This window comes from Nocardioides sp. (genome assembly GCF_035697785.1).
Taxonomy (GTDB): domain Bacteria; phylum Actinomycetota; class Actinomycetes; order Propionibacteriales; family Nocardioidaceae; genus Nocardioides_B.
Genome location: NZ_DASSCL010000166.1, coordinates 1 through 5,452, shown reverse-complemented (window position 1 = coordinate 5,452; position 5,452 = coordinate 1). Strand labels below are relative to the sequence as shown.

The following is a 5,452-nucleotide window of genomic DNA, read 5'->3' as shown; positions in this document are numbered from 1 at the left end:
GCACCAGTCCAGCATCGGCAACGACCTGTCGACCCCGATGCCGCAGTTCCGGTTCCCGGGCCTGGTGCCGGGCGACCGGTGGTGCGTGACGGCCGCGAACTGGGCGCGCGCGTACGACGCGGGAGCGGCTGCCCCCGTCGTCCTGGCCGCCACCAACGCGGCGGTGCTGGAGGTCGTGCCGCTGGCGGCGCTCCGCGAGCACGCCGTCGACGTACCCGACGACCCGGGCTCACTGGATCCGTAGGGTCCGCAGGCCCTCGACGCCCGGATCCGGCGAATTCGGGGCGCCTGGATCACGAGGGCGTCGAAGGTGTTCCGGTCCCTTTACGAGTCCCGATGGCCGGTCTAAGGTTCCGAATGTCGCTCGAGCAAAGGGGCGACGTCGGCGTGCGTCTGTGGGGCAGTGACGTGGAGCGGACCGTGTTCGACCCGGCCAGGGTGCTGGGCTGCAGTCTCGAGCAGGCGAGACGGCTCATGCGGGGTCGTGTGGTGACCCCCGGTGAGGTCGAGAGCGTCGCGCTCGGCGCCTACCGGTGGCGGGCCCACCTGCGCGATCCGGAGTCCTACTGGGTGACCGTGAGCCAGGCCGCGGACATCCTCGGCGTCTCGGTTGTCGAGCTGCGCCGACTCCTCTCCCAGCGCCGACTGCCCTTCTTCACCCACAAGAGCGGCGTCCGGCTGATGCGGCGTCAGCAGATCCAGGAGATCGCCCGCCACCGCCCGCACGGCCGACACATGGCAAGGACCCTGTCGGCGGGGTGAGACGACCCCGTTACGCACGACCGCGCTGACCCCGCCGACATCCGCCCTCGCGTCCCGGCCACCGCCTCGCGCCGCGACGGCGCGCCGGCTCACCGGTCCAGCTCGGCCAGGAGACCGGGTACGACGAGGGGCAGCTCCCGGGCCAGGAAGCCGACCACACCGATCTCGCCGGCGAGCCGGTCACCGGCGCGGCCGTGCAGGGCGGCACCCCACACCGCCGCCTGGTCGGGTTCGGCACCTCGCGCCAGGAGGCCCGCGACCAGCCCGGCCTGCACGTCCCCGGACCCGGACACCCCGAGACCTGGTCCGCCGTCGTGCACCAGGAACGCGTCACCACCCGGGGAGGCGACCACCTTGCCGGTGCCGCCGGACAGCACCACGCTCCCGGTCCGGCGAGCGAGCTCCGTCGTCGCGCCGACCTGGTCCGCCTCGACCTCGTCGGTCTCCGTGCCGAGCGTCCTGGCCAGCTCTTTCATGTTGAGGGTCAGGACGCACCGGCCGTCGAGGTGGTGCAGCCCCTCGGGGTGGTCGGTGACGTAGGCCGACCCGAGCGCGTCGATCACGACGGGCCCGGTCAGCTCGGGGACGATCTCCGCGAGCAGGGCCGAAGCCGCGCCCGGGTCGAGGAGGCCTGGACCGAGCAGGACGGTGGTGGTGTCCTCGGCCATCTCGACGACGCCGGTGCCGATCTCGGTGCCGAGGTCGCCCGCGTCCGTCTCGGCGAAGCCGCGCACCAGCGCCTCGGGGAGCGCCACGCTCACCTGGCTCGCCACGCTCTCGACGGTGGCCACCTGGAGCTTGCCGCTCCCCACGCGCAGGGCCGACTCGCTCGCGAGGATGACTGCCCCCGGGGTGCTGCGGCTCCCGCCGACCACGAGCACCACGCCGCGACCCTCCTTGTCGGATCCCGGCCGCGGCAGTGCCCACTCCCGCAAGAGCTGGGAGGTGACCGTCCGGGACTCAGGCACGGGCGCGCTCCGCGTCACCGGTGACGGGTGCCTCGTGCGTCACGTCGGCAGCGGCGGCGTCCACCAGGGACGTGTCGGCGAAGTCCAGGAGCTCGAGGCCCTCGTCGGAGCGGCGGTAGGTGGTCAGCGACGCGTTGGCGATGTTCGACGTACGGTCGATCTCCAGCAGGTCCGGCTCGCTGAGTCCTTCGAGGACGTAGCGGAAGCTCATGATCACCGCCTGGTGCGTGAACATCCAGATGCGGGCGTCCTCGAAGCCGTGTCTCAGGTCGGCCAGCAGGGACCGCACGCGCAGCACCACGTCGGCCCAGCTCTCGCCGCTCGGCGGCTGGTAGTAGAACTTGCCGACACGCTCGCGCCGCTTGGCCTCGTCGGCGTAGCGGGCCCGGATCCCGTGCCCGGTCAGGCCGTCGAACAGTCCGAGGTCACGCTCGCGCAGACGCTCGTCGACGACGACGTCGATGCCGCTGCCGGCGACTGCGATGCTCGCGGTGTCTGCCGCTCGCCGGTAGGGCGAGGTCAGCACCAGGGTGGGGCGGTCGGGCTCGGCGACATCCGCGAGGTAGCGGGCCAGGACGGCCGCCTGGTCGCGGCCCTGGTCGGACAGCTCCACGTCGGCGTCGCGCGTCTCGAGGTCCAGCTCCTCGGCCTCCCGCGACCGCGCGTCGGCGTCGGCGAGGTTGCCCGCGCTCTCGCCGTGTCGCACCAGCGTGATCGACGCCGGGCCGTCCACGAGGCCCACCAGTCTGGGAACCGCCACGTCTCCTCCGCAGGGTCGGGTGCACTGTCGTCCCCCACGCGTACCCCCCGCGTCGTACGTCGAATCTCGGGAGCCGTCCGCGCCGGCTCGGGTCAGCCGTCGCCGGGGAGGGCGAGATCGAGGTCGAGCCAGCGCGCCAGGTCCTCGATCTCGCGGTGCACGGCAGTCGCCACGGCCCTGGTGAACGGCTCGTCCTCGTGGATCGCGTGGACCAGCAGGCTGCCGGTCTGCTTGCGGTCGGCCGCGGCGTCGACCTTCCCCACGAGCTTGTCGCCGTGGAGGATCGGGAGCGCGAAGTAGCCCCAGCGACGCTTCGCTGCCGGTTTGTACATCTCGAGCTGGTAGTCGAAGTCGAAGAGGTCGACCGTGCGCTTGCGGTCGTAGACCAGGCGGTCGAACGGCGACAGCAGGGCGGTCCGCCCGGAGAACGGCCGGTCGAGGTAGGACGGATCGACCCGCCAGGTGCCCTTGACCCCCTCGACGACAGCGGGCTCGCCGGCCGCACCGACGTGGTTCGGCTCGCCAGGCGTCTCGGCGGCTCGGCCGCGGGCGATGCCGAGCGCCAGCAGCCGGAGCTCGTCGCGCCGGCGCCTGGCCTCGTCGATCGGCGGGAACGCGTCGTCGGGGTAGACGCGCGACGCCAGGTCCCAGAGCTTCTCGCGGCCCTCACGTCCGGCGACCGCCACCTCACCCCGTTGCACCAGCTTGTCGAGCATCATCGTCACGTTGCGGTTGTCGTTCCAGCCGCTCGAGCCCCATCGTCGTACGCACGTGTCGGGGAGCGCCGACTGCGGGAGGGGCCCGTCGGCCCGGAGCCGGTCGAGAATGTCGCGGCGGCAGGCGTCGTTGGCGCGCACCCAGTCGGCGATCTGCACCTCCCACTCGCGCAGCTCGCCGGCACCGGGCCAGGCCGCCATGTCGGCACGGAGCAGCGCGATGTAGTCGAGCGTGCGAACCATCCCGCGGTGCTCCACCAGCACCTGCTGGTCGAGCAGGTCGCGCAGCTCGGCCGGCGAGTACGACGACCCGAGCCGGCTCCACAGCACCAGGTCGGCGGCCGGTGCGATCGCGGCGGTGGGGTCGAGCTGCAGCAGACCGAGGTGCTCGACCACCTCGACGACGTCGGTCGGCCGGTGCGTGTCGAGGAGCTGAGCGCTCACGGCGATGCGTCGCGCGTCGCGGCGGGACAGCTGGTGGACCGTCACGGGTCAGACCCTAGGCGGTCCCGCCGACCGGAGCCTGCGAACCGGGGTCAGGACCCGGGGTAGGGGCTGCCCTTCAGCAGGCGGGCGAGGTGCGCGGCGTTGGCCGCGAGCGTCTTGGTGGTCTGGGCGGTCTTCTCCGGCCGTGGGTCCTTGTCCTGGTAGTCGGTGCCCTGCATGGCCTCGCCGACCCAGTAGGTGACCCCGTTGGCCGGGACGGTGAACCCGACGTCGCTGAGCGCCTGGTAGACCTCGGCCGTCACGTGGTGGGCGCCGTCCTCGTTGCCGACGACCGCGAGGCAGCCGACCTTGCCGAAGGTGAGCATCCGGCCCTCGTCGTCGGTCTCCGACAGCTCCGCGTCGAGGCGCTCGAGCACCATCTTGCAGACCGCCGAGGGCTGACCGAGCCAGATCGGCGTAGCGATCACCAGGATGTCGCTGGCCAGCATCCGCTCCCGGATCCGGGGCCAGCCGTCACCATCGCCCTCGTCGGTCTGGACGCCGAACTTCACCTGCTCGTCGATCACCCGGACGAGGTCGCCGCTGACCTGGTGCTCGGCGAGGGCGTCGAGGACCTCGCGGCCGAGCACCTCGCTGCTCGACGCGGTCGGCGCGGGCTTGAGGGTGCAGTTGAGGACGAGCGCAGTCAGGTCGGTCATGCCCACAGTCATGCCCAGCGCCGCTCGGACGTATGCCGGAGGACTCGGCCGACCGGTCTAGTGCGCAGTTGCAGTAAACAACTGCGAAATCGTAGTATCTTCTCCATGAGACCTCCTTCCGCTCCTCCGTCAGACGGGCCGATGTCACTCCTCTTCGACATCTGGCTCGTCGGCGGGCTGACCTCAGGGCTGCTCGACCAGGTGCTCAGGGACACCGAGCTCAACGGAGACGACTTCGGCATGTACTCCCTGCTCCACCGGTTCGGCCCGGCCACCCCCACTCAGATCCACCGGTGGACGGGGTTCCGGCCGACCACCGTCTCTGCACACATCAAGCGGCTCGAGGCCAGGGGACATGTCGTCCGCACTCCGCACCCCCAGGACCGCCGCTCGCACCGGCTGGGGCTGTCCGAGGCCGGCGAGGAGGCCCTGGCCCGCGCCACCCGACCGTTCCTGGCCGCCATGCGCGAACTGGGGACGAAGTTCCGGCCGAACACCGTGCGCGAGCGTCTAGTGCTCCAGCACGTCGACGCGCTGCTGCGCGAGAGCGCCGGGTTGGACGAGCGGCCCTATCGCGTCGGTTTCGGCGACGAGGGGCTCGTCCGCGACGAGCCGGGCGTTCCGGTCCTCACCTACACCGGCGACGTGCTCTCTCGGGCGCAGGAGGAGCAGGTCCGCCTGTACATCGACTTCCTGCGCAGTCAGGGACCGCCGCCAGACCCGGCTCGCCGCCGGGCCACCCACGAGCCGAGGGACCGGTCATGATCGACGTCCAAGCTCCGAACGTCACCGGCATCGAGGTCGGCACCCTGCCGCCGAGGCCGGAGAGCGGCTCGCCCCCTGCCCTGGGGCGGCTGCGCTCTTGGTCCGCACGTCGTCCGGTGACGGCGTTCCTCGTGCTCGCAGCCGTGCTGGCCGGTCCGGTGATGGCGCTCCCCGTCCTCGCCGACCATGGGGTCATCGCTTCAGGATGGATGCCGCAGGTCACGGGCGTGGACACCGAGCGGGTGGCGTCGTTGCTGCTGGTGTTCGCCGCCCTGCTGCCGGCCGCGGTCTGGGTGACCTGGGCCGCCGACGGACCGGACGGCGTGCGCCGACTGG

General features: G+C 72.0%; 8 protein-coding genes. 4 read left to right on the top strand and 4 right to left on the bottom strand.

Annotation, left to right across the window (positions count from 1 at the left end; genetic code table 11):
* A partial coding sequence (locus VFH10_RS17440) for a DUF2237 family protein (RefSeq protein WP_325130866.1) occupies positions 1-244 on the top strand: 244 nt, incomplete at its 5' end.
* 113 nt (positions 245-357) lie between these two features.
* Complete coding sequence (locus VFH10_RS17435) at positions 358-762, top strand: helix-turn-helix domain-containing protein (protein WP_325130864.1); 405 nt, start codon at positions 358-360, stop codon at positions 760-762.
* Between the two features lie 89 nt (positions 763-851).
* On the opposite strand, the gene VFH10_RS17430 is transcribed toward VFH10_RS17435, so the two are convergent.
* From VFH10_RS17430 to VFH10_RS17415, 4 genes are all read right to left on the bottom strand, one after another.
* A complete protein-coding gene (locus VFH10_RS17430) occupies positions 852-1,730 on the bottom strand; it encodes an NAD(P)H-hydrate dehydratase (protein ID WP_325130862.1) in 879 nt (292 codons plus the stop codon).
* Positions 1,723-2,490 carry a histidine phosphatase family protein gene (locus VFH10_RS17425; protein WP_325130860.1) on the bottom strand — a complete coding sequence of 256 codons (768 nt, stop codon included), beginning with the start codon at positions 2,488-2,490 and terminating at the stop codon, positions 1,723-1,725. The genes VFH10_RS17430 and VFH10_RS17425 overlap by 8 nt, the downstream gene beginning before the upstream one ends.
* A gap of 92 nt (positions 2,491-2,582) precedes the next feature.
* A complete protein-coding gene (locus tag VFH10_RS17420) occupies positions 2,583-3,695 on the bottom strand; it encodes a DNA glycosylase AlkZ-like family protein (protein ID WP_325130858.1) in 1,113 nt (370 codons plus the stop codon).
* A gap of 47 nt (positions 3,696-3,742) precedes the next feature.
* Complete coding sequence (locus VFH10_RS17415) at positions 3,743-4,351, bottom strand: flavodoxin family protein (protein ID WP_325130856.1); 609 nt, start codon at positions 4,349-4,351, stop codon at positions 3,743-3,745.
* 141 nt (positions 4,352-4,492) lie between these two features.
* Between VFH10_RS17415 and VFH10_RS17410 the strand changes: the two genes are divergently transcribed.
* Both VFH10_RS17410 and VFH10_RS17405 read left to right on the top strand, forming a co-directional pair.
* Positions 4,493-5,116: a MarR family winged helix-turn-helix transcriptional regulator gene (locus tag VFH10_RS17410; RefSeq protein ID WP_325130854.1), complete on the top strand. Its 624-nt coding sequence runs from the start codon at positions 4,493-4,495 to the stop codon at positions 5,114-5,116.
* Positions 5,113-5,452 (top strand): hypothetical protein (locus tag VFH10_RS17405; RefSeq protein WP_325130852.1); only part of this gene is annotated, 340 nt, incomplete at its 3' end. The genes VFH10_RS17410 and VFH10_RS17405, both read left to right, overlap by 4 nt.